The 25,780-nt window shown below is 68.2% G+C and carries 19 protein-coding genes; 12 read left to right on the top strand and 7 right to left on the bottom strand.

Annotation, left to right across the window (positions count from 1 at the left end; translation table 11 throughout):
- The 3 genes from AC1DJ5_RS12555 (at nt 1) to AC1DJ5_RS12545 (ending at nt 3,671) form a co-directional block, all read left to right on the top strand.
- A complete protein-coding gene (locus AC1DJ5_RS12555) occupies nt 1-1,161 on the top strand; it encodes a glycosyltransferase family 4 protein (RefSeq protein WP_477020819.1) in 1,161 nt (386 codons plus the stop codon).
- Nucleotides 1,162-1,342: 181 nt separating this feature from the next.
- The gene (locus tag AC1DJ5_RS12550; RefSeq protein WP_477020818.1) at nt 1,343-2,074 is read left to right on the top strand and encodes a LamG domain-containing protein; all 732 of its coding nucleotides are present in this window, start codon (nt 1,343-1,345) and stop codon (nt 2,072-2,074) included.
- A gap of 40 nt (nt 2,075-2,114) precedes the next feature.
- Nucleotides 2,115-3,671 carry a carboxylesterase/lipase family protein gene (locus AC1DJ5_RS12545; RefSeq protein ID WP_477020817.1) on the top strand — a complete coding sequence of 519 codons (1,557 nt, stop codon included), beginning with the start codon at nt 2,115-2,117 and terminating at the stop codon, nt 3,669-3,671.
- Here the strand turns inward: AC1DJ5_RS12545 and AC1DJ5_RS12540 are convergent.
- The 3 genes from AC1DJ5_RS12540 to AC1DJ5_RS12530 all read right to left on the bottom strand — a co-directional run bounded on the left by AC1DJ5_RS12540 (nt 3,668) and on the right by AC1DJ5_RS12530 (nt 6,940).
- Nucleotides 3,668-4,654, bottom strand: coding sequence for an alpha/beta hydrolase (locus tag AC1DJ5_RS12540; protein ID WP_477020816.1), 987 nt, complete (start codon nt 4,652-4,654; stop codon nt 3,668-3,670). The two genes, AC1DJ5_RS12545 and AC1DJ5_RS12540, sit on opposite strands and share 4 nt — an antisense overlap.
- Before the next feature lie 72 nt (nt 4,655-4,726).
- Nucleotides 4,727-5,941 carry an MFS transporter gene (locus AC1DJ5_RS12535; RefSeq protein WP_477020854.1) on the bottom strand — a complete coding sequence of 405 codons (1,215 nt, stop codon included), beginning with the start codon at nt 5,939-5,941 and terminating at the stop codon, nt 4,727-4,729.
- Between the two features lie 171 nt (nt 5,942-6,112).
- The gene (locus tag AC1DJ5_RS12530) at nt 6,113-6,940 is read right to left on the bottom strand and encodes a 2-keto-4-pentenoate hydratase (protein ID WP_477020815.1); all 828 of its coding nucleotides are present in this window, start codon (nt 6,938-6,940) and stop codon (nt 6,113-6,115) included.
- Between the two features lie 134 nt (nt 6,941-7,074).
- Between AC1DJ5_RS12530 and AC1DJ5_RS12525 the strand changes: the two genes are divergently transcribed.
- Nucleotides 7,075-8,166: a LacI family DNA-binding transcriptional regulator gene (locus AC1DJ5_RS12525; RefSeq protein ID WP_441454978.1), complete on the top strand. Its 1,092-nt coding sequence runs from the start codon at nt 7,075-7,077 to the stop codon at nt 8,164-8,166.
- 73 nt (nt 8,167-8,239) lie between these two features.
- Here AC1DJ5_RS12525 and AC1DJ5_RS12520 read toward each other — a convergent pair whose 3' ends face one another.
- Entirely contained in the window at nt 8,240-8,881 is a 642-nt protein-coding gene (locus tag AC1DJ5_RS12520) for an RpiB/LacA/LacB family sugar-phosphate isomerase (RefSeq protein WP_477020814.1), read from the bottom strand.
- Between the two features lie 205 nt (nt 8,882-9,086).
- Here AC1DJ5_RS12520 and kduD point away from each other — a divergent pair, with 205 nt between their 5' ends.
- From kduD to AC1DJ5_RS12505, 3 genes are all read left to right on the top strand, one after another.
- Entirely contained in the window at nt 9,087-9,845 is a 759-nt protein-coding gene (gene kduD / locus AC1DJ5_RS12515; RefSeq protein ID WP_477020813.1) for a 2-dehydro-3-deoxy-D-gluconate 5-dehydrogenase KduD, read from the top strand.
- 21 nt (nt 9,846-9,866) lie between these two features.
- Nucleotides 9,867-10,967 carry a PfkB family carbohydrate kinase gene (locus AC1DJ5_RS12510; protein ID WP_477020812.1) on the top strand — a complete coding sequence of 367 codons (1,101 nt, stop codon included), beginning with the start codon at nt 9,867-9,869 and terminating at the stop codon, nt 10,965-10,967.
- Between the two features lie 127 nt (nt 10,968-11,094).
- Nucleotides 11,095-12,750 carry a pectate lyase gene (locus tag AC1DJ5_RS12505; protein ID WP_477020811.1) on the top strand — a complete coding sequence of 552 codons (1,656 nt, stop codon included), beginning with the start codon at nt 11,095-11,097 and terminating at the stop codon, nt 12,748-12,750.
- 685 nt (nt 12,751-13,435) lie between these two features.
- Here the strand turns inward: AC1DJ5_RS12505 and AC1DJ5_RS12500 are convergent.
- Genes AC1DJ5_RS12500 through uxaC form a run of 3 tightly spaced genes read right to left on the bottom strand, consistent with a single transcriptional unit; the run spans nt 13,436 to nt 17,820 of the window.
- The gene (locus tag AC1DJ5_RS12500) at nt 13,436-14,935 is read right to left on the bottom strand and encodes a UxaA family hydrolase (RefSeq protein ID WP_477020810.1); all 1,500 of its coding nucleotides are present in this window, start codon (nt 14,933-14,935) and stop codon (nt 13,436-13,438) included.
- A 3-nt stretch (nt 14,936-14,938) separates the two neighbouring features.
- Nucleotides 14,939-16,384, bottom strand: a complete 1,446-nt coding sequence (locus AC1DJ5_RS12495; protein ID WP_477020809.1) for a mannitol dehydrogenase family protein — start codon at nt 16,382-16,384, stop codon at nt 14,939-14,941.
- 20 nt (nt 16,385-16,404) lie between these two features.
- Complete coding sequence (uxaC, locus tag AC1DJ5_RS12490) at nt 16,405-17,820, bottom strand: glucuronate isomerase (RefSeq protein ID WP_477020808.1); 1,416 nt, start codon at nt 17,818-17,820, stop codon at nt 16,405-16,407.
- 347 nt (nt 17,821-18,167) lie between these two features.
- Here uxaC and AC1DJ5_RS12485 point away from each other — a divergent pair, with 347 nt between their 5' ends.
- The 5 genes from AC1DJ5_RS12485 (at nt 18,168) to AC1DJ5_RS12465 (ending at nt 25,751) form a co-directional block, all read left to right on the top strand.
- Entirely contained in the window at nt 18,168-21,026 is a 2,859-nt protein-coding gene (locus AC1DJ5_RS12485; protein ID WP_477020807.1) for a TonB-dependent receptor, read from the top strand.
- Between the two features lie 251 nt (nt 21,027-21,277).
- Nucleotides 21,278-22,696 (top strand): efflux transporter outer membrane subunit, encoded by a 1,419-nt coding sequence (locus tag AC1DJ5_RS12480; RefSeq protein ID WP_477020806.1) that lies wholly within the window; start codon nt 21,278-21,280, stop codon nt 22,694-22,696.
- Nucleotides 22,697-23,698 carry an HlyD family secretion protein gene (locus tag AC1DJ5_RS12475; protein ID WP_441454988.1) on the top strand — a complete coding sequence of 334 codons (1,002 nt, stop codon included), beginning with the start codon at nt 22,697-22,699 and terminating at the stop codon, nt 23,696-23,698. It begins immediately after the preceding gene.
- Nucleotides 23,695-24,618 (top strand): ABC transporter ATP-binding protein, encoded by a 924-nt coding sequence (locus AC1DJ5_RS12470; RefSeq protein ID WP_477020805.1) that lies wholly within the window; start codon nt 23,695-23,697, stop codon nt 24,616-24,618. The genes AC1DJ5_RS12475 and AC1DJ5_RS12470 overlap by 4 nt, the downstream gene beginning before the upstream one ends.
- Complete coding sequence (locus tag AC1DJ5_RS12465) at nt 24,615-25,751, top strand: ABC transporter permease (RefSeq protein WP_477020804.1); 1,137 nt, start codon at nt 24,615-24,617, stop codon at nt 25,749-25,751. The genes AC1DJ5_RS12470 and AC1DJ5_RS12465 overlap by 4 nt, the downstream gene beginning before the upstream one ends.
- The last annotated feature ends 29 nt before the right edge of the window (nt 25,752-25,780 follow it).

The raw sequence follows: 25,780 nt of genomic DNA, 5'->3' as shown, positions 1-25,780 counted from the left end.
ATGCGTATCGCCGTCGTCATGCCCCGCGGCTGCGTGATGTGCCGTGACAAGGCCAACTCCATGGAGACGGTCGTGCGGACCCTGTCCGAGTCGAGTCGCCTCCAGGGCGCGATCAAGATCATCTGCGACGCGGGCGCCGAGGTTCCCGCCGCCTTCGATCTGCTCACCGTGCCGGCCGGCCTGAGCAAGACCGCGCGCGCCGACGCGGTGGCGGCGATCCTGCGGGACTATGATCCGGACTATGTCGAATATCATCAGCAACTCGAATCCTCAGCGAGCCTGGCCCGCCGGTTTCCCGGCAAGACCCACGTCCTGTATCGACACACCCGGATGAAGCCGTCGCGCGGCCTGATCAACCGCCTGCGCTACGCCGCGCGGCTGCGGCGGTTCAATCGGCTGGTCTTCGTCAGTCAGGCCGCCCATGCCGAATTCGCGGTCGACTATCCCGCCTTCTCCGATCGCGTCTCGGTGGTGTGCAATCCGATCGACGTCGAGACGTGGCGCGCGGACCCCGGCCAGCGCGAAAAGCTGATCCTGTTTTCGGGCCGAGCCATGCAGGAGAAGGGCCTGGCTCATTTCTGCGAAGCGCTGGCGTCCGTTCTGGACCAGCGGCCCGATTGGCGCGGCGCTCTGATGCTCGGCGACTGGGAGCGCCACGAAACCTGGGCCCGACCCCACATCGAGACCCTGGCGCGCTTCGGCGACCGGGTGGAGATTCATCGCTCGGCCTCGCTCCCCGAGGTCATGGCGATGACGAAACGGGCCGCGATCGCGGTGACGCCCTCCCTGGTCGCGGAGGCGATGGGCCTGACCGCCCTGGAAGCCCATGCGGCGGGCGCCGCGCTGATTTCATCCGGTCGAGGCGGGCTGCGCGAAGCCAGCGGACCGCACGCCGTCTATGTCGACCCGCCCCGCGGTCCGGCCCTGGCCGCCGCCATGTCGGCCTTGATCGACGACCCCGAGCGTCGTGTGGCGATGGCCCGCGCCGGACAGAATTTCGTCGCAAGGGTCCACGCGCCCGAGATCCGCGCAAGGCAACTCGACGACTTGCGGGACGACCTGACGGTCGCCGCCAGGCAGGAACGCGCTCTGACCGGTCGATCCGCCAAACCGCGAAACTCCGGCATGGTCTGGGCTCGGCGCGCCTCCGTAGGGGGGTAAAAGTCGCCCGCCCGGCGCGGAGGAACCGCATTTCCTTTCGCTCTTGGATCAGAGCGGTCGCGCCTGCGGCTTGACGGCGCCCACGATTGCTTCTCAGCATAGCGAACGCGCCTCGCGGGGGCGCGGGGCGTCTCGACGGGGGGGCCGTCCTCTCAACCGCCGCTGTCAGGGGATCAGGTCAATGTCGAACGCCTTCAACGAGACGGGGATGATGGACCGGCGCGCGGCCCTGGCCGGCGGTCTGGCGCTGGCGACCGCCGGTTGCAGTTCCCTGCCCCGAGGCGGCGCGACGGCGTCCCGGGCGGACGTCTGGACCTTCGACCGGCTGACGGCCATAGGCGGCCACGCCACCACGGTGGAAGGCGCTCCGCAACTGACGGATTCGCCCTTCGGCCGCGCCGTCCAGTTCGACGGCGTCGACGACGCCCTGCTCATCGACAACCACCCTCTGGCCGGCGCCGAACGCTTCACGTTCGAAGCCCTGTTCCGCCCCGACGGCGGCGCGCATGAGCAACGCTGGTTCCACCTTCAGGAAGCGCCGCCCGCGACCGGCGCCGAACAATGGCCCGGCACACGGTTCCTGTTCGAGATCCGGGTCTATGGTCGCCAATGGTGCCTGGACGCCTTCACCAAGGGGCCGGGCTACAACGTCACCCTGATTTTCCCGGACAAGCTCCACCCCGTCGGCGAGTGGGCCCATGTCGCCCAGACCTACGACGGACATATGTATCGCAGCTACGTCGACGGCGTGCTGCAGGGCGAGGCCCCGCTGGCGTTCCAGCCCCAGGGCCCGGGGGCATCGTCGATCGGATGCCGCTTCAATCGCCTGAACTATTTCAACGGCGCCGTGCGCGCGGCCGCCTTCTCGCATCAGGCGCTGGAACCCCGGTCATTTTCGTTGTTGAAGTCATGACACCGGTTTCTTTCGGTTTTGCGCCCACCACGAGGCTCTCATGCTGACACGCCGATCCGCCGTCCTCGCGGGCCTGGCCGCCGCCGCCATCCCTAAGCCGGGCCTGACGCGTCCAGCCTCGGCCCCGCGCGTGACGACGACCGCCGGCCCGGTCGTCGGTCGGCGCCAGGACGGGATCAGCGTCTTCAAGGGCGTCCGCTATGGCGCGCCGACGCGCCGCTTCCAGGCGCCCCAGCCGCCGACGCCCTGGCGCGACGCCGCCCCCGCCTTCGACTACGGCGCCGCCACCCCCCAGCGCGGGGCCGAGCCGAACCAGAGCGAGGACTGCCTGTTCCTCAACGTCTGGACGCCGGGCCTCGACGCGGGACGTCGCCCGGTCATGGTCTATATCCACGGCGGCGCCTATTCGTCGGGATCGGGGTCTGATCCCCTCTATGACGGGACACGTCTGTCCACGCGCGGCGACGTGGTGGTGGTGACGCTGAACCACCGGCTGAACGCCCTGGGCTACGCCTATCTGGCGCGGCTGACGCCGGGGTTCGAGGACTCGGGCAACGTCGGCCAGTTGGATCTGATCCTGGCCCTGCGCTGGGTGCGCGACAATATCGCGGCCTTCGGCGGCGATCCCGACCGCGTCATGCTGTTCGGCCAGTCGGGCGGCGGGGCCAAGACCGCCACCCTGATGGCCATGCCCGCCGCGAAAGGCCTGTTCCACCGCGCCGCGACCATGAGCGGCCAGCAGGTCACGGCCTCCGGCCCGATCAACGCCACGACGCGGGCGACCGCCTGGCTGAAGGCGATGGGCCTGACACCGGATCGCGCCGCCGAAGCCGTAACCCTGCCCGTCGAACGGCTGCTGGAAGCGCAGACGGTCGAGGACCCGATCCTCGGCTATGGCGGGCTCTATTTCGGGCCGGTGCTGGATTTCCGCAGCCTGCCCCGCCACCCCTTCTATCCCGACGCCGCGCCGCAGGGCCTGAGCATTCCGATGATCATCGGCAATGCGCGCGAGGAAACCCTGGGCTTCATGGGCGACGATCCGCGCAACCTCGGCCTGACGTGGGAGACGCTGACCACGCGCCTGACGCCCGGCGTCATGCGCATCGACATCACGCCGGAAGCCGTCATCGAAGGCTATCGCCGGATGCACCCCGACTGGTCGCCGGATCAGGTCCTGATCGCCGCCACCACCGCCGGTCGTTCATGGCGCGGCGCGGTGATCGAGGCCGAGGAAAGGGCCAAGGCGGGCGCCCCCGCCTGGGTCTATCAATTGGACCTCCCCGGCACGACCGCGTCGGGCCGCAAGGGGGCCTTCCACACCGCCGACATTCCCCTGGTGTTCGATAACGTGAACGCGCCAGGTTCGCGCTCGAGCGGCCCAGGCGCGCAGACCGTTGCGGATCGGATGAGCGACGCCTTCATCGCCCTCGCCCGCCACGGCGATCCCAACCATGCGGGCCTGCCGCGCTGGGATCGCTATGAGCTGCCGACGCGCCAGACCCTGCTGTTCGACGTGAACCCAAGGATGGCCCACGACCCGCGCGGCGACGAGCGGGCCTTCTTCTCGGCCATCCCCTACATCCAGCCGGGGACCTAGAGGGGGAAGTCCACACGGGCGGCCCAGGCGCGCGCCAGTTCGGGCCAGACCTGAGCCGGCCGCCCCTGGATCAGACGCATGCCGAAGCCGTGACCGCCCTCCTGGAACAGGTGGGCCTCGGTCTTCACCGACGCCGCCTTCAGCGCGGTGAGCAGTTGCAGGCTGTTCTCGACCGGGACCGAGGCGTCGTCCATCGCGTGCAGCAGGAAGACCGGCGCCGCCCCGGTCCAGTTCATCCGCTCCAGCGAATAGGCGGCGACCTGCTCGACCGAGGGCGAAGCCCCCAGCAGGTGGTCGCGCGAACCGGCGTGCGCATGGGGATCGGCCATGGTCGCCACCGGATACATCAACACCGTCAGATCGGGCCGCAGCGACACCTCGTCCGCCGCATCGACCGGCGCATAGGCCCCGTCCGTCCGCGCGCTGGCCAGCCCGGCCAGATGCCCGCCCGCCGAAGCGCCCAGCACCGCGATCCGGTCGGGCCGGACGCCGAACTCGGCCGCCCGGCTGCGGATCAGGCGGATCGCCCTCTGCGCGTCCTGCAGCGGCGCGTCCGGCCCCGCCGCCCATCCGTCAGCCGGCAGGCGATAGCGCAGAACGAAGCAGGTCGTGCCGCTGGCGGCGAAGACCCGCGCCACGTCGAAGCCCTCCTTGTCCAGCACCGACCAGCGATAGCCGCCGCCGGGGATCAGCAGCATGGCCGAGCCGTTCGGGCGCTCGGGCCGCATCACCGTCATGATCGGATCGGTCGTGTACTGGGCGTAACGATCGCGATAGGCGGGATCGGTCGACCGCTCGGGCACGATGGGAACCACCGTCACCCCCTCGCCGCCCGGCGCGCCGTTCGGCCACAGCCGGACCATCTCGGTCGGATCGGGCGGCGCCACGGTCTGCACCCGCACCGCCGATGCTGCGGGCAGACCCGCCGCCAGAGCCGGGGCCGCCGCCCCCATGATCAGCAAACCGCGTCGGTTCACGTCCATTCCCGCCTCCTGCTGGAATTGAAGAAGGGCGCCCGCCCCCTCGGACGAGCGCCCCCTGTCGGCCTCAGGTCATCAGACCTTGGCCAACTCGTATCTCGGCGAGATCAGGTGGATGACCAACAGGGCCACCAGATAGGCCGAACCCGCGACCACGAAGATCGGGGTGTAGGTGCCGATCTTGTCCAGCACGAAGCCGGCGTACTTGGCCATGATCATGCCGCCGATACCGCCCAGCATGCCGCCGATGCCCACGACCGAGCCCACCGCCGAGCGCGGGAAGACGTCGCCGGGGAAGGCGTAGAGGTTGGCCGAGAAGCCCTGGTGGGCCGCCGTGGCCAGGCCGATGATCAGCACCGCCAGCCATACGTTGGAGGCGAAGGCGGCGAAGGCCACCGGCACCGCGCACAGGGCGCAGATCAGCATGGTGGTCTTGCGCGCCCGGTTCAGGCTCATGCCGCGATGCATCAGCCGCGACGACAGCCAGCCGCCGCCGACCGAACCCACGTCCGACAGCAGGTAGATGGCCACCAGCGGCGGACCAAAGGTCTTGAGGTCCAGGCCGTAACGCTTGCCCAGGAAGTCGGGCAGCCAGAACAGGAACATCCACCAGATCGGATCGATCAGGAACTTGCCGCCCGCATAGGCCCAGGTCTCCTTGACCGTCAGCAGCTTCTTCCAGCCGATCTTCTCGGCCGGATCGGCCGGGTCCTGCTCGATCCAGGCCAGTTCGGCCGCCGTGACCTTCTTCTGCTCACGCGGACGGCGATAGACCAGCAGCCAGATCGGCAGCCAGACCAGCCCCATCAGGCCGGTGATGACAAAGGTCATCTGCCAGCCGAAGGTCAGCACCAGGAAGGGCACCAGCAACGGGGTGACGATGGCGCCGATATTGGTGCCCGCGTTGAACAGGCCGGTCGCCAGGGCGCGTTCCTTCTTGGGGAACCACTCGGCCACGGCCTTGATGCCGCCGGGGAAGCCGCCGGCCTCGCCGACGCCCAGGACCACGCGCGCCATGATGAAGTGCGACAGGTCGCGCGCCGCGCCGTGCATCATGTGGCCGATCTGCCAGATGAAGAAGGCGGCGCCGAAGCCCCAGCGCGCGCCGACCTTGTCCATGATCCGGCCGAAGCACAGATAGGCCACGGCGTAGGAGGCCTGGAACCAGAAGACGATGTCGGCATAGTCCGTCTCGGACCAGCCGAACTCGGCCGACAGGGTCGGCTTCAGCACGCCGATCATCTGCCGGTCGACGTAGTTGATGACCATGGCCGCGAACAGCAGCCACATGATCAGCCAGCGGTATTTGCCTTGCGGGGGCGCCAATACGGTGATCGGCGCCCTCTCGTCAGGTGCGGTCGAAGCGTCTCTCATGATGCGAACCCATTCCCTTGATTTCCTCGGCGCGCCCCGTCTTCTTGGCCGCTCTGAACGGCGGACGAGTTCGCGCTGTATTGATGACTAGCCCGGCGATTGCTGCGGCGCAGCCTTCACCACCGTGCAGCGGATTTCTCCCACGCCTTCGAAAACGCACGTCGATTGGCTGCCGGCATAGACGCGATGAACGCCGGTCACGGCGCCGGTCGACACCAGGGTCCCTGCCGTCAGCGGTCGGCCCCAGCGGGCGCAGTGCTCCAGCAGGAAGCGCACCGATTCCAGCGCGCCGCCGGCCAGGGAGGTCGAGCCGCCCCGACCGACGCTGACGCCGTCGATGACGGTCTCGACCTGAATGGCGTCCAGCCGGTCGCGCCAGTAGGTCAGCTCCGGGCCGATCACCAGGCCGCCGTTATTGCCGAAATCCGAGGCCACAACGGCCGAACCCAATTCGTTGATGGCCGACAACGGGCTGCCCGCCAGTTCCACGCCGATGAAGACGACGTCGATCTGATCGGCGGCTTCCTCGATGGTCCAGTCGGTCTTGGCGGGGTCCATGTCGACGCCGATACGGGCGATGAACTCGGCCTCGACGGCCGCGAAGCCGCCCTCGATGGCAGGCAGCGGCGTCGGCGCATCGCCTGTGGTCCAGACGTTGCCGGCGAAGATGGCGCCGGCCAGACGGTGGATGCCCAGGGCCGGCTGCTGTGCGGGCGGCACGCCGCCGACCTTCCAGCCCACGACCCGATCCGGGTACAGGGCGATCGCCGCGTCCTGAATGGCGTAGGCGCGGGCCAATTGCTGGGGAAGGTCGCCCGGATAATCAGGCACGGCGCGCGCGGCGAGGCGCGCGCTCACGAAGGCCTCGGCGACGGCCCGATCCGCGCTCGGCGTGTGGTCAGGAGCCGCCGTCATGCGCGGCGCTCCGAAGGAATGGTCAGGTCGGTCAAATGACGCCCCATTGGAAAACGCCGGATAATGGGGGGCTTAGGAAACCGGTGTCAATCCGCCTTGAAAACACCCCATGGCGCGCGGCGCCCGGCGGGGCTATGCCTTATGGTCCAACACGAGCACGAGAGGGAACGCCTTTGTCGGAAGACGATTCGCGGCCGGCGAAATCGGGCAAGCGCGCCACCATCAACGACGTCGCCCGCGTGGCGGAGGTCTCCAAGAAGACCGTTTCGCGCGTCATCAACCAATCGCCCTTCGTGCGCGAGGATACGCGTGAGCGCGTCCAGGCGGCGATCGACGAACTGGGCTTCATTCCGGATCCGCAGGCGCGCGGCCTGGCCTTCCGACGCTCCTTCCTGGTCGGCCTGATCTACGACCAGCCCAGCCCGACCTATATCGTCAACATGCAGCAGGGCGTGCTGGACTCGCTAAAGGGCTCGGGCCTTGAACTGGTGGTCCACCCCTGCAGCCGCAACTCCCCCACCCTGCTCAAGGACATCCGCGGCTTCGTCGAACGCCAGCGCCTGTTCGGCGTCATCATGCCGCCGTCAGTGTCCGAGGACGAAACGGTGATCGAACTGCTGCGGGAACTGGACTGCCCCTATGTCCGCATCGCCTCGCTGGCGCTGGACGAACCGCAGAACATGGTCGTGACCAACGACTGGATCGGCGCCGCGGAAGCCGCACGGCATCTCGCCGACCTCGGCCATCGCCGCATCGCCCTGGTGCGCGGCCTGGCCTCCTTCCGGTCGTCCGCCGTGCGCGGTCAGGGCTTTATCGACGCCCTGGCAGAACGCGGCATCGTCCTGCCGCCCGCCTATGATCGGCAAGGCGCCTATACGTTCGAATCGGGCGTCGAGGCCGGCCACGCCCTGCTGTCCCTGCCCGAACCGCCGACCGCGATCTTCACCCTGAACGACGACATGGCGCTGGGCGTGATGCAGGCGGCGCGCGAACGCGGCATGGAGTTGCCCCGCGACCTGTCGGTGGTCGGCTTCGACGACCTGCCCATGGCGGCGCGCGTCTGGCCCAATCTGACATCCGTCCGCCTGCCCATCCGCGAGATGGGTCGGATGGCCGCCGAGAAGCTGCTGGCCCCCATGCGCGGCGTCGATCCCGCCAAGCTGGAACAGCCCGAAGTCCGCCCCGCTCTGGTGGTGCGCAACTCGGCCGTGCCCTTGGGATATTGATCCGGTTTGCAACGACAAAGGCGGTCGGCGCTGCGCGCCGACCGCCTGTTTCTTAAGCCGTTTCGAGCGCGGATTACGCGCTGACGACGCCCTTGAGATACTCGCGAATGCCCTCGTCGGTGGCGTTGGCGAAGAAGTATTCCTGGAACTTTTCGCCGGCCACGGTCGCCTTGAGCAGATCCTGGTCGATGGACTTCAGGACGGTCAGCATGTCGTTGCAGGTGACGGCCTTCAGATCCTTCAAGATGCCGCGGTTCTTGCGCATGATCTCAGCGCGTTCACGCGGATAGCCCAGACCCCGCTCGCCCTCGAACAGCTTGCGATAGACGTCCTGAAGGTTCAACTCGGCCGCCCAGCCGAAGCCCTTGGCGTAGGGCATGGAGATGGCGTTGCCGTCGTTGATCTGGCCGAATAGGAAGGCGTCGGTGGGATCGATGACCAGGCCGCAGAAGACGCCGGGCATGGAGTTGGAGGCCAGCATGGAGCCCATGCCGGTGCCGCAGCCCGTGACGACGAAATCGGCGGCGCCCGAGTTCAGCAGGATGCCCGCCAGAAGCCCGTTCATGACGTAGGTCAGCGAAGCCTTGTCCTCTGGCGCATACATTCCATAGTGGAAGACTTGATGGCCCAGGGGTTCTGCGACGGCGGTCAGGGCGGCGTGCACCGCCTCGCTCTTCGCAGCCTGGCTGTTTTCGATGATGAGCGCGATTTTCATTGGGTTTCCTCTCGGGAGAAGACAGTCTGCTGCCGACTGTCGGCGAATTTCGGACGCCCCAGATGCGACGAGGCAGCGTGAGCGGTCCAGAGATGTTTTCAGCTATGGCCTAGCCATCTACGCCGGTATATGACACCGGTTTCCTACACAGACAAGCCGGGTCCAATCTCGGCGCCGAATGACATCTAGAGGAAATGTCCACGCCATGAGCAATCCGTTCGATCTGACCGGCAAGGTCGCGCTGGTCACCGGCGGCAACACGGGTCTGGGTCAAGGCATCGCCCTGGCCCTGGCTGCTGCGGGCGCCGACGTCGCGTCGGTCGCCCGTCGCGCGTCGGACGACACGGTCGGCAAGGCGCTGGCCAAGGGCCGCAAGGCCGTCTCCATCCAGGCTGACCTGACTTCGATCGAACCGGTCGAGCGGATTCTGGACGAGGCGACCGCCGCCCTCGGCCCCGTCGACATCCTGGTGAACAACGCCGGCATCATCCGCCGCAATGACGCCGTGGACTTCACCGAGCAGGACTGGGACGACGTCATGAACGTCAACCTCAAGGTCCTCTTCTTCCTCAGCCAGGCCACGGCCAAGCGGATGATCGCCGACCAACGCGGCGGCAAGATCATCAACACCGCCTCCATGCTGTCCTATCAGGGCGGCATCCGTGTGCCGTCCTATACCGCGTCGAAGTCCGGCGTGGCGGGCCTGACCAAGCTGATGGCCAACGAGTGGGCCAAGCATGGCATCAACGCCAACGCCATCGCGCCGGGCTACTTCGCCACGGACAACACCCAGGCGCTGCAGGACGACCCGGTGCGTTCCAAGGAGATCCTGGGCCGCATCCCGGCCGGGCGTTGGGGCGATCCGTCGGACATCGGCGGCGCCGCTGTCTTCCTGTCCAGCTCGGCCAGCGACTATGTTCAGGGCATCACCCTGCCGGTCGACGGCGGCTGGCTGGCGCGCTGATCCCGCGCTAGCGTCCAGACCATGAGCCAAGATCAGCAAGCAGCGAACGGGCCTCAAGCCGCGAGCGACCGCGTCGCGAGCATTGGCTCCAGGAATGGTCGTATCCTCTGCTTCGGCGAGATGCTGCTGCGGTTCAGTCCGAACCAGAACGAGTTGCTGCTTCAATCCCCTGCCCTGACCGCGCGTCCGGGCGGGGCCGAGGCCAATGTCGCCGTCGCCCTGGCCCGCTTCGGCGCGCCCGCGGCGATGGCCACGGTGCTGCCCGACAACGCCCTGGGTCAGGCCGCACGCGACGAAGTGCGGCGCTACGGCGTGGACACCGCGCCCATCGTCTTCTCGCCCGGCCGCATGGGCCTCTATTTCCTGACGCCGGGCGCCGTTCGCCGTCCGTCGGAAGTCCTCTACGACCGCGCCGGTTCGGCCTTCGTCGAGCGCGTCGCCGACGCCTTCGACTGGGACGCCTTGCTGGACGACTATGAGTGGCTGCACGTTTCCGGCGTCACCCCCGCCACCGGGCCGAACGGCTCGCGCGCGGCCGTCGAACTGGTCGAGGCCGCCGTGCGCAACGGCGTGCGCGTCAGCTACGACGGCAACTTCCGCGGCAAGCTGTGGGAGCAATGGGCCGGCGATCCGCCCGCCACCCTGGGCAGGATGCTGGCCGGCGCCGAGATCGCCTTCGCCGACGACCGCGACTTCGCCCTGGTGCTGACGACGAAATTCGAGGACGCCGATCCCAATGCGCGCCGCCGCCTGGCCGCCGCCGCAGCGTTCAAAGCCTTCCCCCGCCTGCAACGCATCGCCTGCACCCTGCGGGTTCAGGAAAGCGTGGCGGATCAGGCCCTGTCGGCCGTCATGCTGACGCGCGGCCCGGATGGCGGCGTGATCGAGACCTCAGCCGACGCCCTGCATATGACCGGCGTCGTGGATCGCGTCGGCGGCGGCGACGCCTTCGCCTCGGGCGTGCTGTTCGGCCTGTGGAGCGGCTGGTCGGATCAGGAATCGCTCGACTTCGGTCTGGCCGCCGCCGGCCTGAAACACTCGGTCCCCGGCGACTTCAACCTGTTCACCGCCGCCGAGGTGCGCGCGGCCATGGGCGACGGCGGCTTCGACATCCGCCGCTGACGGTTTCGTGAAATCCAACGCGATTTCAGCCGCGCCTCGACACTAGGAAACCGGTGTCAATCGTGATTAGCTTCGCCACTGCAAGCAGCCGTCAGAGCTGCGAGGCGACCCATCCGAGGAAGACCCCATGTCCGCAATATCCATGAACCGCCGCGCCCTGCTGGCGGCCGGCGCCGCCGCGACCTTCACGGCCGCCTCCGCCCCCGCCCTGGCCAAGACCGTCATGCAGGCCGCGCCCGACCGCGCCGCCGTCCTGGCCACGATGAAGCGCGCCGCCCGGTTCATGACCGACGAGGCCGCCGTCGAGGGCGGCTATGTCTGGAACGTCCTGCCCGACTTCTCGCGCCGTTGGGGCGAACTGGAAGCCTCGCCGACCATCATCTGGGTCCAGCCCCCCGGCACGGCGACCGTGGGCCATCTCTACCTCGACGCCTATCACGCCACCGGCGACGAGCAGTTCTATGAGGCCGCCAAGTCCGCCGCCGACGCCCTGGTGCGCGGCCAGCATCCGGCCGGCGGCTGGAACTACGTCATCGACACGGCGGGCGAGGATTCGCTGAAGCGCTGGTACGCCACCTATGGCCACAACGCCTGGCGGATGGAGGAATACCACCGCTACTACGGCAACGCGACGTTCGACGACGCCGGCACGGCCGAGGCCTCGCAACTGCTGCTGCGGGTCTATCTGGAGAAGCGAGAGCGCAAGTATCGCGCCCCCCTGGACAAGGCGATCCAGTTCGTCCTCGACGCCCAGTATCCGAACGGCGGCTGGCCCCAGCGCTATCCCTTCGTCGAGAACGGCGGCATCCACGGCCACGCCGACTATACCCCCTACATCACCTTCAACGACGACGTGGCGGGCGAGAACCTGGAGTTCCTGCTCTACGCCTATCACGGCCTGGCGACGAACGGCCGGGGCGACCCGCGCCTGCTGGACGCCATCCAGCGCGGCATGGACATCTTCGTAAAGACCCAGCAGCCGCTGCCGCAACCGGCCTGGGGCCTGCAGCACTTCCCCGACACGCTAAAACCGGCCGGCGCCCGCACCATCGAGCCGCAAGCCTTCGCCACCCACACCACCGGCACGAACATCAAGTCGATGCTGGGCTTCTATCGCCTGACCGGCGACCGCAAATACATCGCCCGCCTGCCCGAGGCCCTGGACTGGCTGGATCAGGTCAAGACGCCGCAGAACCTGATCGCGCCGGGCCGCACCCACCCGACCTTCATCCTCGAAGGCTCGAACACCCCGGTCTATATTCACCGACGCGGGTCCAACATCACCAACGGCCAGTATTACGCCGACACGAACCCGAACAATCTGATCGTCCACTACGGCTCGTTCCGCAACGTCGACACCGCCGGACTGCGTCGCGAGTACGAGGAACTGGCCGCGAAATCGCCGGAAGACGTCAGCCGCAACTCGCCGCTGAAGGCCCGCCCCGGCACGCTGCACCTGCCCAAATACTTCACGCTTCAGGACGTGGACGTCTGGGACATGTCGTCGGACGCCCGTCGCCTGGCCAAGCCCGCACCGGGCCGCGCCGCCGAACTGGTCGCCGGCCTGAACGCGCGCGGCTACTGGCCCTCGCCCCTGACCACGACCTCCAACCCCTATATCGGCGAGGCCCCGGCGGCGGTGACCGGCGGCGAGTATCAGACCACCCGCGTCGGCGACCTGTGGGACACCTCGCCCTACACCACCGACTATCCGGTCGAATGCGTCTCGACCCAGGTCTTCATCAAGAACATGGGCGAACTGATCGAGACGCTGGCGGGGTAACGCCCCTTCCGTCATCCCGGAAGCCCGCAGGGCTATCCGGGATCCAGACGTCAGCTCTTGCCCGTCATCGCCCCCGCTGAACGCCGCCGCCTGGGTCCCGGATCTGCGGCTCGCCAGCGAGCCTTCGTCCAAGATGACGGCAGAACGACGCCCCACGCCATTTCGCGCCAGCCGTCATAGCCGCGCGCCGCAAGTCCTTGAAATCAAGCCGATCGCTTCAAGCTCGACGCCATTTGCTCGCCCTGGCGCCCAGGGCTGGCAGACTATGCGCGTTCTTTGACATCACCGCCCGCCATCGTCCGCCCCGCCAGGACCCCGGCTCCCCCTCCCGGATCGCCAAGGCCCCTCCGGCGTCCCGCCGCCATTGCACCAATTGCACTGTTTTTTTCGCTGCACCGTGCAATCCGCCCCTCGGAAACACCGCCAGCTTGGGGTCTCATGACCCAATTTTTCCGTCCTCCCCGGCCTTGTGCAGGGGCGCTGACGGTCTCCCTTCCCCCTCAATGGGGGAAGGGCGGGGATGGGGGTGAAGCCACCGCCATCGAAGGTTGAGCGCATGAGGCGGTCCACGTCTCCCCGGCCGAAGCGGCCTGCCCACACCCCCACCCAACCCTCCCCCATCGAGGGGGAGGGCTTTGAGTTGAGGGCCAAGGCGCGCTCCGACCCGACGAAGGAGAAAGCCCCCCTACAGATAGGCCCCAACCTGCCAGGGCACGAACTCGTTGTCGCCGATGCCCAGCGCCTCAGACTTCGACGGCTCGCCCGAGGCCACCGCCAGCATCCGCTCGAAAATGGCCCGCCCCACCGCCTCCATCGCCGTCCCCGTCAAAACCGGCGAGGCGTCGATGTCCATGTCCTCGTCCATCCAGTTCGCCAGTTTGGCGTTCGATGCCACCTTGATCGACGGCGCAGGCTTGGCGCCAAACACCGACCCCCGCCCCGTGGTGAAGACGATCAGATTGGCGCCCGAGGCGATCTGTCCCGTCGCCGAGCAGGGATCATAGCCGGGGCTGTCCATGAAGCTCAGCCCCTTGGCCGTCAGCGGCTCGGCATAGCCGATCACGTCGTTCAGCGGCGTCGAACCGGACTTGGCCACCGCGCCCAGCGACTTCTCCAGAATGGTCGTCAGACCGCCCTTCAGGTTGCCGGGCGACGGATTGTTGTTCAGCTCCATGCCGTGCTTGTCGGCATAGGCCCGCCACCATTCCAGACGCGCGTTCAGCTTGTCCGCCACGTCCTGCGACGCCGCACGACGCAGCAACAGGTGCTCCGCGCCCCAGATCTCGGGCGTCTCCGACAGCATGGCCGAACCGCCGTGCGCGACCAGCAGATCCACCGCCGCGCCCAGCGCCGGGTTGGCCGTCACGCCGGACCAGCCGTCCGACCCGCCGCATTGCAGGCCGACCGTCAGGTGCGAGGCCGACACCGGCTGGCGCTCGACCTTGGCGGCCTCGGCCACCAGTTCGCGCACGACCTCGATCCCCGCCTCAATGGCGCGGGCCGTGCCGCCGGCTTCCTGAATGGTCAGGGCGCGCAGGGTCGGCCCCGCCTCCAGACCCTCATTGGCCAGCCAGGCCGGGATCTGATTGGCCTCGCAGCCCAGCCCCACGATCAGGATCGAATGGAAGTTCGGATGCTGGGCATAGCCCGCCAGCGTCCGCTGCAGCAGGGTCGTGTCGCTGCTCAGCGAAGACCCGCCGCAGCCGCCCTGATGGGTGAAGGCGACCACCCCGTCCACGCCCTTGGGCAGGCTGACGTCGGGGAAGGCGTCGGCAATGCGCCGCGCCACCGTGGCCGAACAGTTCACACTGGTCAGGACGCCCACGTAGTTCCGGGTGCCGACCCGACCGTCCGCGCGGACGATGCCGTTGAACGTCGCCCCTGTCAGAGGCGCCGGCGCACGCACGTCCGCCCCGACCTCGGCCTCACGCCCGTCCTCGGCCATGGCCAGGTTGTGGACGTGGACATGATCCCCGACCGCGATGGCGACCCTGGCCCGGCCGATGACCTGGCCATAGCGACGGACCAGCCCGCCCTGCTCCACCGCCCGACGGGCGATCTTGTGCCCGGTGGCGACAGCGGCGCGGGCGGACGCCTCCAGCCCCTCGGGCGTGTCTCCCACGGCGATGTCATCCAGGGCGATGGCGACATCGTCGGCGGGGTTCAGGACCAGGACGCGGCTCATGATCTACTCCGTCACCCGGCGAGCGGCCTCGACCGCGCCGTGCTCTCTCAACGACAGGAAGGCCCCCGTCACCGCCTCGACAAACCGCCGGTCGGTCGCCAGCGTCGCGGGGAAGACCGCCGACAGCGTCAGCAGGGCGCGGACCTCGGCCTCATCGTTCTCCGAGGCCGCGATCAGCTCGGCGGTGCGCGCCGCCAGCGGGTCGTCGACCACCACGGCCTCTCCGCTCTCGGTCACGCCTTCCTGCCAGCGCATCCAGGCGGCGACGCCCAGGGCCATGGCCGCGATGCCCTGGCCTACGGCCAACCGCTCAGCAGCCCCCGCCAGCAGCCGCTGAGGCAGCTTCTGCGACCCGTCCATGGCGATCTGCCGCGTCCGGTGCATCAGGGCCGAGTTGGAAAAGCGGGCCATCAGCTCGTCGCGATAGGCGGCCACATTCAGCCCCGGCGGCGGGCTCAGCGTCGTCTCCGCCTCGTCCCACAGGGCCTCGACAAAGGCGCGGAAGGCCGGAACCGCCACGGCCTCATGAACGTGCTCATGGCCCGACAGGGCGCCGAGGTAGGCGATGGCCGAATGGGAGCCGTTCAGCAGCCGCAGCTTGGCGTCCTCCCACGGCTCGACCGCGTCGGTCAGTTGGATCCCGAAGGCGGCGAAGTTGGGCCGCTCGCCCGCGAACCAGTCCTCGATCACCCACTGGGTAAAGGGCTCGGCCTTGACCATGCCCTGGTCCTCGACGCCGAGACGGGCCGTCAGGCGGGCGATGTCGTCGGGCGTCGTCGCGGGGACGATCCGGTCGATCATGGTCTGGGGGAAGGCTCCCTCAGCCTCGATCCAGTCGGCCAGCGCCGGATCGATCCGCCGGGCCATCGCCAGCACCCCGGCGCGGATCCGCTGGCCGTTATGCGGAAGGTTGTCGCAGGAGATGACGGTGAAGGGCTTTACCCCCGCCGCCTTCCTCGCCTGCAAGGCCGCCACAATGAAGCCCGGAGCCGTGCGGGGCGCGGCAATGTCTGCCAGATCGGCCGCCACATCGGCGTCGTCCAGCAGCAGGTCGCCCGTCGCCGGATCAAGGCGATAGCCCTTCTCCGTCACCGTCAGGGTGACGATGTGGACCTCGGCCTCGGCCATGGCCGCGACCAGGGCGGCGGGATTTTCCGGCCCCACCAGCACCCCGCGTCCGGCGCCGATCACCCGCAGATGCTCGTCCGCCCCGTCGCGAACGACCAGGGTGTAGAGGCCGTCCTGCGGGTTCAGCTGGTCGCGCACGCCGGGCGACCGCAGCGATGCGCCGAGCACGCCCCAACGCAGGTCGCCGCTCGCCAGGGCGTCGTCGAACACCACCGCCTGATGCGCCCGGTGGAAGGCGCCGATGCCCAGATGGACGACCCCGGTCTTCACCGCCGCGCGGTCATAGGCCGGGCGGGCGACCTCGGCGGGCAGGCTCGTCACGCTTGCTTCATTGAGGCGGGTCACAGCTTGTAGGCCGCCTTGACCAGACCATAGGTTAGGGCGCGGGCCAGTTCGTGGGCCTCGTCCTCTTCCATCCGGTGCTCGACCACCAGCTTGGCCAGGAAGCCGCAGTCCATCCGCCGGGCCACGTCGTGACGGGCCGGGATCGACAGGAAGGCGCGCGTGTCGTCGTTGAAGCCGACGGTGTTGTAGAAGCCCGCCGTCTCGGTCGTCTGCTCGCGGAAGCGACGCATTCCCTCGGGGCTGTCGTGGAACCACCAGCTCGGCCCCAGCTTCAGCGCCGGATAGTGGCCGGCCAGCGGGGCCAGCTCGCGGCTGTAGGAGGTCTCGTCCAGGGTGAACAGGATCAGGGTCAGGCGGGTGTCCGACCCGAACCGATCCAGCAGCGGCTTCAGCGCCCGAACGTAGTCCGTCTGGGTCGGAATATCGCAGCCCTTGTCGCGGCCAAAGCGGTTGAAGACCGTGGCCGAGTGGTTGCGGAAGCTGCCGGGGTGAAGCTGCATCACCAAGCCGTCCTCGACCGACATGGCGGCCATTTCGGTCAGCATCTGGCCGCGGAACAACTCGGCGTCGGCGACGCTGGCCGGGGCCGTCGAGACGCGCTGGAACAGGGCCTCGGCCTCGCCCTTCGACAGGTCGGCGGTGAAGGCGGTCGGGTGGCCGTGATCGGTCGAGGTCGCGCCCATCTCGATGAAGAAGGCGCGACGGTCGCGCAGCGCCTGGAGATAGCCGTCCCACGACATCGTATCCCGGCCCGTCTGTTCCGCCAGGACCTGCAGATTGTCGCGGAAGCCCTCGTAGTCGGGGTCCAGCACGGGGTCTGGGCGATAGGCGGTCAGCACCCGCCCCTTCCAGCCCGAGGTCTTGATGACCTTGTGGTGCTCCAGCGTGTCGAGGGGGCTTTCCGTGGTGGTCAGCACCTCGATGTTGAAACGGTCGAACAGGGCGCGCGGCTTGAAGGCCTCGGTCTTCAGCGCCGCGTCGATGACGTCATAGTAGTGGTCCGCCGTCTCGGCCGACAGGCGCATGTCGATGCCGAAGGCCTCGGCATAGACCCAGTCATGCCACATCCGCGACGGCGTCCCCCGGAACAGGTGATAGTTCTCGGCGAAGCGGCGCCAGATGGTGCGCGGATCGGTCTCGACGGCGCCGCCGTCGGCGCGCGGCACCCCCAGATCCTCCATCGCCATCCCCTGGCTGTGCAGCATGCGGAAGACATAGTGGTCGGGTGTGATCAGCAGTTCCGCAGGATTAGCGAAGGGTTCGTTCCCCGCGAACCACGACGGGTCCGTGTGCCCGTGCGGGCTAATGATCGGCAGGTCCTTCACCTCGGCGTAAAGGCGTCGCGCGACGGCGCGGGTGTCGGCGTCGGCCGGGAACAGACGGTCGGGATTGAGGCGAAGCGGCTGGATCATGCAGGAACTCGCAGCAAGGAATCAGGCGGTCGGAAACGACGGGCGCGCGAACGGCGATTCGATCCGTGCGGCGGTCGTGGCTATCAGCGGCGGCATGGTCGTCTCCCTGGTTCGCCGACCATCTGCTGTGGTCGATCGGTTGTATTTCGCAGGCACAGACGTCGCTTGCGGCGCTGGGACGACCGGCGTTCGCCATCATCTTGCCACGCGCTGGAAACTGTGCGTAGCTTTATATGACACCGGTGGCACAGGCTGACAAACGCCAAATGACACCGGTTCCCGCGATCGCGGAGGCTGGAACGGGGACGCAACGATCCTCGAAAGGCCCAACTGGGAGGAGGACATAGATGACCCACCACGCTACCCGTGCGCGTTACGCGCTGACCCTTAGCGCCTCGCTGGGCGCCCTGACCCTGGCGCTGGCCGGCGCCGCTCAGGCGCAGGACGCTGGTCCGGCCGCGGAAAAGGACGCCACGACCGTCGACGATATCGTCGTCACCGGTTTCCGCGCCAGCCTGCAGAACGCCCTGAACATCAAGCGTCGCGAAGCGGGCGTCGTCGACGCCATCTCGGCCGAGGATATCGCCGACTTCCCCGACACCAACCTGGCCGAGTCCATCCAGCGCATCCCCGGCGTGTCCATCGACCGTGACGCCGGCGAAGGCCGCTCGATCACCGTGCGCGGCCTGAGCTCCGAGTTCACCCGCACGCGCATCAACGGCATCGAGGCCCAGGCGACGACCGGCGCGACCGACTCCTCCGGCGGCGTGAACCGCGGACGCGGCTTCGACTTCAACGTCTTCGCCTCCGAGCTCTTCAACAACATCACGGTCCGCAAGACCGCCTCGGCCGAGGTCGAGGAAGGCTCTCTGGGCGCCACCGTCGACCTGCGCACGGCGCGCCCGTTCGACTATCCGGGCTTCACCGCCGTCGCTTCGGCGCAAGGCGGCTACAACGACCTGTCCGAGCAATGGAGCCCCCGCTTCGCCGGCCTGATCTCCAACACCTGGATGGACGGCAAGTTCGGCGCGCTGCTGTCGCTCGCCTACAGCGACAAGAGCTCCATCGAAGAAGGCTTCAGCTCGGTGCGCTGGGGTCCCGCCAATGGCGACAACGGCTTCCAGAACCCCGCCGCCCTGCCCGGCGGTTCGGCGGCAGCCGGCGGCTTGTTCCACCCCCGCATCCCGCGTTACGGCCGCCTGAGCCATGAGCAGGAACGCCTGGGCGCGACCCTGTCGCTGCAATGGCGCCCGTCGGACGCCACCACCGTCAGCCTGGACGGTCTCTACTCCAAGCTCGACTCGACCCGGAAGGAAAACTTCCTCGAAGCCTGGTCGCTGAGCCGCAACGCCAGCCAGGGCGGCAAGCCGCAGGTCGACATCGTCGAAGCCATCGCCGATCCGAAAACCGGCGAACTGGTCTTTCTACGTCTCGACGACATGGACATGCGCACCGAGGAACGCTTCGACATCCTGAAGAGCGAGTTCTCGCAATACACCCTGGAAGTCGCACACGACTTCTCGGACAGCGTGCGCTTCAAGGGCGTGGCCGGTCGCTCCAAGTCCGAGTTCGGCAACCCTCTGCAGGTCAACGCCATCATCGACCACCAGAACGGCGCTGGCTGGTCGATCGATTTCCGTGAAAACCGCAACCTGCCCAAGATCGTCTATGGCTTCGACGTCACCGACCCGAACCAGTGGACCATCACGGGTCCGGCGGGCGCGCAGCCGCTGTCCGAACTGCGCATCCTGTCCAGCTCTCAATCCAACACCTACACCACCTTCGAGGGCGGGTTCGAGTTCGACATGGATGATCGCCTGACCCTCAAGGTCGGCGCCAGCTATAAGGAATATCAGTCCGAAGGTTCGGGGTACGCCCGCGCCACCAACACCGCCCCCGCCATGCCGGCCGGGACCTCGATCGGCAGCCTCACCTATCTGCTCGACGGTTTCGGCAAGAATCTGGACCTGCCTGCGGGCTCGGCGACGGCCTGGATCTCGCCCAACCTCGACGCGATCATGAAGGCCTATGGGGCCGATTGCCTGTGCAACACCAACGTGCCGGGCGGCGACTTCCGCCTGCTGGGCCTCGAGAACGGGTCCACGGCGCTGGGCAACTGGCGCGACGTGACGGAGAAGGACACCGGTCTGTGGGCCCAGTTGGACTGGAACACCGAGTGGGCCAGCATGCCTGTCCGCGGCAACTTCGGCGCGCGCTGGGTCAACACCGAGATCGAGGCCGCCGGCTATTCCGCCCTCAGCGGCGTGACCACCCGCGTCACCGACTCCAACAACTATGATGACATCCTGCCGTCGCTGAACGTCTCGATCGAACCGATCGAAGACGTCATAGTCCGCTTCGGCGCCGCTCGCGTCATGGCGCGTCCGCCGGTCACCAGCCTGGTGCCGGTGTTCGCGCTGAGCGCTGCGAACGCTGCCAACCGCACGGCGTCGCTGGGCAACGTCGACCTGGATCCCTACCGCGCAGACACCTTCGACCTGTCGCTGGAGTGGTACTTCGCACCGGAATCCCTGCTGTCGCTGGCGCTGTTCTACAAGGACATCTCCACCTATGTTCAGACCACCCAGCAAACGCTGACCTACGCAGAACTGACGGCCATGAACCCGGCGGCCTTCCCCGCCGCCGCCGACCGGCCGCCTTCGGATCAGTACGTTTTCAGCACGCCGACCAATACGCCGGGCGGCCCGCTGAAAGGCTTCGAGATCAGCTATCAGCAGCCCTTCACCTTCCTGCCAGGCGCCTTCTCGAACCTGGGCGTGCAGGCCAACTTCACGCACGTCGAGTCGGAGATCAATTACTGCACGACGGCGGCTTGCACCGTCTTTGTCACGGCGAACCTGGTGAACCTGTCGCCGGACGCTTGGAACGCCACGCTGTACTACGACGACGGTCGCTTCAACGCCCGCGTCTCGGCCGCCTATCGCGACACCTATTATCAGCAGGTCCCGGCGGCCAACGGCGGCACGCGCGGCATCGCCGTCACCGGCAAGACCGAGACGCTCAGCATCGACGCTTCGGCTTCGTTCAGCGTCACCGACCAACTGTCGCTGTCGGTCGAAGGCATCAATCTGACCGACGAGCCGAACCGCCAGAACCACAGCGAACTCGATGGCGTGCGCGACAGCACCTACGTCTATCACCACACGGGCCGCCAGGTGTTCGTGGGCGCTCGCTACAAGTTCTGACCAAGCTTCCACCGCACTCCTGAGCGGTGAACTGGGCGCCGGCGATCTGATCGCCGGCGCCTCTTTTTTGGGGCCAGGACAGGTCCGACGCGCCCGGAATGCGACCATCAGACGATGAACGACGTTATGGCGATGGCCCGCCGACCTTGGCAGGATCGGCGGGCCACCCCTGAGGGCGAGCGACGATGGCGGACGGGCGGAACAGGCAGCGATCAGCAGCAGCGCAGGCTCTCGCGCTTGTCCTGCCGAGCTTGCTCGCCGCCTGCGTCGCGGGTCCGGACTATCGGTCGCCCGCCGTCGCCGTTCCCGCCGAGTTTTCGCAGACCGCGCCGTCAGGCGAACCGCAAGGACTGTGGTGGCGCGGTTTCGGCGACCCCTTGCTGGACCGGCTGATCACCGAAGCCCTGGCCGCCAATCTGGACCTGCGTCAGGCCGCGCTTCGGGTCGAAGAGGCCCGTCATCAGGCCCGGATCGTCGGGGCCGCCGGTCAGCCGACCGTGTCGGCCATGGCGCAGGACAGCTACACTCGCCTCAGCAAGACCACCTCTTTCGCCGCCCTGCTGGGCGGTTCGGCTACGCCCGGATCAGGACCAATCGGCGCGCCAGGGACGACGTTCGACACCTATCAGGTCGGATTCGACGCCTCGTGGGAGCTCGACCTGTTCGGCGCAAACCGGCGCGCGGTCGAGGCGGCGGAGGCCCGCACCGGGGCAGCAGCCTGGAGCCTGCGTGACGCCCAAGTCGTCCTGACCGCCGAGGTCGCGCGCGGCTATCTGGACTATCGGGCGCTGGACCGGCGGATCGCCATCGCCGATCAACTGCTGGCCGCCCGTGCCGAGGCGCTGGACTTCAATCAGGTCCGCCGCCGCAACGGTCTGACCACCACCCTCGACGAGCGCCGCGCCGAACGCGACACCGCCGCCGCCGGCGCCGCGCGTCAGGATCTGATCGCCCAGAGGACCGGTCAGGCCCACGCCCTGGCCGTCCTGCTGGGCCGCCCGCCGCTGGGACTGACCGCCGAACTGGAAGCCGCGTCGGGCGAAACGAGCGCGCCGCGCGACATCCCGGTCGGCCTGCCATCCGAGTTACTGTTGCGGCGACCGGACCTGCGCGCGGCGGAACGCGATCTGGCCGCCGCCACGGCCGACATCGGCGTCGCCGCCGCCGACCTCTATCCGTCGATCAGCCTGACCGGCGCGGTCGATCTGGTCTCGGGATCGCTCCGCAGGCTCCTCTCGGGCGACAGCCTTCAGACCACGGCGGCCGCCGGCCTGGCCCTGCCCCTGCTGGACGGCGGACGACGGCGCGCGACGCTGGCCCTGAAGCGGACCCAGGCGCAGGAGGCCCTGCTGGCCTATCGGGGCGCGGTGCTGACCGCCCTGAAGGACGTGGAGGACGCCCTGACCCGGCTGTCGGCCGACCGCAGCCGCGAGGGTCAGTTCCGCGCGGCGGAAGACGCCGCTCGCGACGCCGTGGCCACGACCCAGGCGCAGCGCAACGCCGGTCTGGCGACGGGGCTGGATCTTCTCACGGCCGAGGCCTCGCTGCTGAGCGCCGCCGACGATCTGGCGCAGGCGCAGGCGGCGACGGAGCGGGACGTGGTGGCGCTCTACAAGGCGCTGGGCGGCGGCTGGGACGACCGCCGCATCGAAGACCCAGGAGGACGCTAGGTGGCCAAAACTCTCGAACGCGCTCACAACCTTCCCCGCCGGACGCTTGTCATCGCCCTGATCGTCGGCGGGGCGGTCTGCGCCTTGATAGCCTGGGGGGTGATCAGCCGCCAGCATCGCGGTCCGCCCGTCTTCACCGGCTATGTGGTCGCCCGCAACCTCTATATGGCCGCGCCGACGGCCGGAACCATCGTCGCCCTGAGCGTGGAGCGCGGTCATCGGGTGGAGGCCGGGGCGCCCCTGTTTCGCATCGACCCGACCTCTCTGGGCGCCCGCGCCGATCAGGCCGCCGCCCAGGTCAACCAGAGCGAGGCCTCGCTGGCCGCCGACGCCGCCGCGCTGGATAAGGCCCGCGCCGACCTGGCCGCCGCCCAGGTCGAGTTCGATCGCACCGTGTCGGACCTCAACCGCTATCTCGCCGCCGAACGCGAGAAAGCTGGATCGGTCGCCGCCCAGCAGATCGATCAGGCCCGCACGGCGGCCGTCACCGCTCAGCGACACCGCGACGCCGCGGCCACCGATGTCTCCGCCGCCACGGCCCGTATCGCCGCCAGCCGCGCCCAGATTCTGGGCGGTCGCGCCGGCGTGGTCGACGCCCGTCGCCAGCTCAGCCAACTGTCCCCCACAGCCCCTGTCGCCGCGCGGGTCGAGGACGTCATGTATCAGGTCGGCGAATGGGTCGAAGCCAACGCCCCCATCGTCAGTCTGGTCCCCGATGGCCAGGTCAAGGTGCGCTTCTACGTGCCCGAGGCAATGGTGAACGCCTATCGTCCCGGCGCTGCGGTCGCCGTCGGCTGCGACGGCTGCCCAACCGGGATGACCGCGCGCGTCGACTATGTCGCCAACCGCCCCGAATACACGCCGCCGATCATCTACAGCCTGGCCACCCGCGACAAGCTGGTCTTCCTGGTCGAGGCGGTCCCGTCCGCGCCGCGTAGCCTGACGCCCGGCCAGCCCATCGACGTCAGGCCCGCGAGCACGCCGGGACGCGAAAAGCGATGACGCGCGCCATCGACGTCCGGGGGCTGAACAAGTCGTTCGGCGACAAGCGTGTGGTGCGCGACGTCTCCATCGCCGTGGACGAGGGACGGATCACCGGCTTCCTGGGTCCCAACGGCTCGGGCAAGACCACCACCCTGCGCCTGCTGTGCGGCCTGCTGACCCCTGACAGCGGCGAGGGCGAGGTGCTGGGGCTGAACTTCCGCACCCAGAGCGCCGGGATCAAGCGACAGACCGGCTATATGACCCAGCGGTTCTCGCTCTATGACGACATGACGATCAGCGAGAACCTGATCTTCGTGGCCCGGGTCTATGGGCTGGACGACCGCGCCGGTCGTGTGGATCGCGCGTTGGAACGACTGGGCCTGGCGGATCGCCGCAGCCAGTTGGCGGGCGCCTTGTCGGGCGGCTGGAAGCAGCGCCTGGCCCTGGCGGCGGCGACCCTGCACGATCCCCGCCTGCTGCTGCTGGACGAACCGACCGCCGGGGTCGATCCCAAGGCCCGACGCGAGTTCTGGGACGAGATTCACGAACTGGCTGCGGGCGGCCTGACCGTTCTGGTCTCCACCCACTACATGGACGAGGCCGAGCGCTGTCATGACATCGGCTACATCCTGCACGGCGAGTTGATCGCGCGCGGCACGGGCCAGGAGATCGTCAACCGGTCGCACCTGATCACCTTCAACGGCGAAGGCCCTGACATCGACCATCTGGCGCACCAACTCGCCGCCCAGGAAGGGGTGCTGAGCGCCTCGGCTTTCGGCGCCGCGGTCCATGTCAGCGGCGTCGATCGCGCCGCGCTGGAGCAGGCCCTCGCCCCCTATCGCAAGCCGCCCTATCATTGGACCGAGGTCAAGCCGTCGCTGGAAGACGTCTTCATCCAGCTGATGGGCGATCAGCACGACGATCGGTATGCTGCATGACCGGCGCCTTGCTCAGAATCTACGCCGTCCTGTCCAAGGAGTTCACCCAGCTCAGCCGGGACCGGATCACCTACGCCATGATCCTGATGATGCCGCTCGTGCAACTTCTGCTGTTCGGATACGCCATCAATACGGACCCGCGGCACCTGCCGGCGGCGGTCTTCTCCACCGACCACAGCTCAACCGCAAACGCCGTCGTCGCGGCCATGGAGCGCACCAGCTATGTCGACGTCCGCTATCTGCCCCACTCGGAAAGCGAGATGGACGACCTGCTGCGGCGCGGCCAGGTCATGCTGGGCCTGACCATCCCGCCCGACTTCACCGAACGCGTGCTGAAGGGCGACAAGGCTCAGGTCCTGGCCGAGGTGGACGCCTCCGACCCCGTATCCGCCGCCGGTGCCCTGGGGGCCGTCGCCGCCCTGCCCGACAGCGCCCTGGACCGGCAACTGGTCGGCGCTGCGGCCAAGCCGTCGCCTTCGCCGCCCTTCGAAGTGGTGATCCACCGCCTCTACAATCCCGACAACATCACCGCCTACAATATCGTCCCCGGCCTCCTCGGCACCATCCTGTCCATGACTTTGGTGATGATGACCGCCATGGCCGTGACCCGTGAGCGCGAGCGCGGCACGATGGAGGCTCTGCTGTCGACCCCCGCCACGCCCATCGAGATCATGATCGGCAAGCTGACGCCCTATGTGCTGGTCGGCGTGCTGCAGACGACCGTCATCCTGTCGGTGGCGCGCTTCCTGTTCCACGTTCCGATGGCCCAGACCCTGGCGGGCTGGTTCGCCCTGACCTGCGGGGTGGCGCTGTTCATCCTCGGCAATCTGGCGCTCGGCTATCTGATCTCGACCCTGGCCAAGAGCCAGCTTCAGGCCATGCAGATGTCCTTCTTCTACATGATGCCGTCGATCTTCCTGTCCGGCTTCGCCTTTCCCTTCTACGGCTTGCCGCAATGGGCCCAGCACATCGGCGAGGTTCTGCCCGTCACCCATTTCCTGAGGATCGTGCGCGGCGCCCTGCTCAAACAACAGACCCTGGCGGACATGGGCCCCAACCTGCTGGCCCTGGGCCTGTTCGTCATGATCATTTCCGGCCTGGCCCTGGCGCGATCCCGCACCACCCTGGACTGACGGCCCGAACCGATCAAACTATCGCGCAT

This window comes from Brevundimonas sp. 01N35 (assembly GCF_056399785.1).
The sequence above is the reverse complement of the archived record's forward strand: the minus strand, read 5'-3'. Positions and strand labels throughout refer to the sequence as shown.

Excerpts from the sequence above, each read along its gene's own strand:
- AC1DJ5_RS12530 (WP_477020815.1), bottom strand. The coding sequence starts at position 6,940 with ATGACGGCGGCTCCTGACCACACGCCGAGCGCGGATCGGGCCGTCGCC.
- AC1DJ5_RS12485 (WP_477020807.1), top strand. The coding sequence starts at position 18,168 with ATGACCCACCACGCTACCCGTGCGCGTTACGCGCTGACCCTTAGCGCC.
- AC1DJ5_RS12505 (WP_477020811.1), top strand. The coding sequence starts at position 11,095 with ATGTCCGCAATATCCATGAACCGCCGCGCCCTGCTGGCGGCCGGCGCC.
- AC1DJ5_RS12545 (WP_477020817.1), top strand. The coding sequence starts at position 2,115 with ATGCTGACACGCCGATCCGCCGTCCTCGCGGGCCTGGCCGCCGCCGCC.
- AC1DJ5_RS12500 (WP_477020810.1), bottom strand. The coding sequence starts at position 14,935 with ATGAGCCGCGTCCTGGTCCTGAACCCCGCCGACGATGTCGCCATCGCC.
- AC1DJ5_RS12555 (WP_477020819.1), top strand. The coding sequence starts at position 1 with ATGCGTATCGCCGTCGTCATGCCCCGCGGCTGCGTGATGTGCCGTGAC.
- AC1DJ5_RS12550 (WP_477020818.1), top strand. The coding sequence starts at position 1,343 with ATGTCGAACGCCTTCAACGAGACGGGGATGATGGACCGGCGCGCGGCC.
- AC1DJ5_RS12520 (WP_477020814.1), bottom strand. The coding sequence starts at position 8,881 with ATGAAAATCGCGCTCATCATCGAAAACAGCCAGGCTGCGAAGAGCGAG.
- AC1DJ5_RS12540 (WP_477020816.1), bottom strand. The coding sequence starts at position 4,654 with ATGGACGTGAACCGACGCGGTTTGCTGATCATGGGGGCGGCGGCCCCG.
- kduD (WP_477020813.1), top strand. The coding sequence starts at position 9,087 with ATGAGCAATCCGTTCGATCTGACCGGCAAGGTCGCGCTGGTCACCGGC.
- uxaC (WP_477020808.1), bottom strand. The coding sequence starts at position 17,820 with ATGATCCAGCCGCTTCGCCTCAATCCCGACCGTCTGTTCCCGGCCGAC.
- AC1DJ5_RS12510 (WP_477020812.1), top strand. The coding sequence starts at position 9,867 with ATGAGCCAAGATCAGCAAGCAGCGAACGGGCCTCAAGCCGCGAGCGAC.
- AC1DJ5_RS12470 (WP_477020805.1), top strand. The coding sequence starts at position 23,695 with ATGACGCGCGCCATCGACGTCCGGGGGCTGAACAAGTCGTTCGGCGAC.
- AC1DJ5_RS12535 (WP_477020854.1), bottom strand. The coding sequence starts at position 5,941 with ATGTGGCTGCTGTTCGCGGCCATGGTCATCAACTACGTCGACCGGCAG.
- AC1DJ5_RS12525 (WP_441454978.1), top strand. The coding sequence starts at position 7,075 with ATGCCTTATGGTCCAACACGAGCACGAGAGGGAACGCCTTTGTCGGAA.
- AC1DJ5_RS12465 (WP_477020804.1), top strand. The coding sequence starts at position 24,615 with ATGACCGGCGCCTTGCTCAGAATCTACGCCGTCCTGTCCAAGGAGTTC.